The organism is Kitasatospora sp. MY 5-36, assembly GCF_001182915.1.
In the GTDB taxonomy this organism is placed as follows: Bacteria; Actinomycetota; Actinomycetes; order Streptomycetales; family Streptomycetaceae; genus Kitasatospora.
Window position 1 is genome coordinate 1 of the sequence record NZ_LFVW01001339.1, and the last position, 841, is coordinate 841.

The following is an 841-nucleotide window of genomic DNA, read 5'->3' on the forward strand; positions in this document are numbered from 1 at the left end:
ACGCCGCCGTTTCTGACGCTGCCCGTGTGCGCGCTGTGGACGCTGAGTCACGTTTACATAACCGCGTGTTTCCATGGAACGCTGTGTCCCGGCGATGACGTTGGGTCCGGTGGCCCCCCGTCAGCTTTCGGCGCCGGGCCGGCCCCGGCGGGAACGTACAGGTGCAGTGGACCAGAAGGAGGTGCGGCGTGTCGACGCCGCTTGCCGACACGACCAACCCCGACCTCGACCTGCTCTACGCCGTCAACGGCCTGGCCAAGCGCTCCCCGCAGTGGCTTGACCACCTGGTCTCGTGGATCGGCGAGTACGGCATCCTGATCGGCCTGGCGATGCTGGGCCTGGTGGCCTGGCTCCAGGCCAGGCGCCGTCCGGACGCGCCGGTGGCGACGGCCGGGCTGCTCTGGGTGCCGCTCTCGGTGGCGGTCGCCGAGCTGGCGAACCTGCCGATCGCCGCGATCGTGAACCGCCCGCGCCCCTTCGTCGACCATCCGGGGCTGCTGGTGCTGGTGGACGGCAAGGCCGGCACCCACTCCTTCGTCAGCGACCACTCAACCATGACGATGGGCGTCGCGGTGGCGCTGTTCCTGGTGAACCGCAGGCTGGGCTGGATCGCCGGCGGGCTGGCGCTGCTCCAGGGCTTCTGCCGGATGTTCATGGGCGTCCACTACCCGACCGACGTGATCGGCGGCTTCGCGCTGGCCGTCGCCGTGGTGCTGCTGCTGGCGCCGATCGCGATGGCGGTGCTGGTGCCGTTCTGCCACGCGCTGAGCCGGACGGCGGTCGCCCCGCTGATCCGGGCGCCCGAGCGCGGCGGCGCGGCCCGCGGCGGGGCCGGTCCGCG

The 841-nt window shown here is 72.1% G+C and carries 1 protein-coding gene; it reads left to right on the forward strand.

Annotated elements, in window-relative coordinates; genetic code table 11:
- Positions 1-188: 188 nt before the first annotated feature.
- Positions 189-841: phosphatase PAP2 family protein (locus AE652_RS42320; RefSeq protein ID WP_053112623.1), on the forward strand; the 653-nt coding region annotated here is incomplete at its 3' end.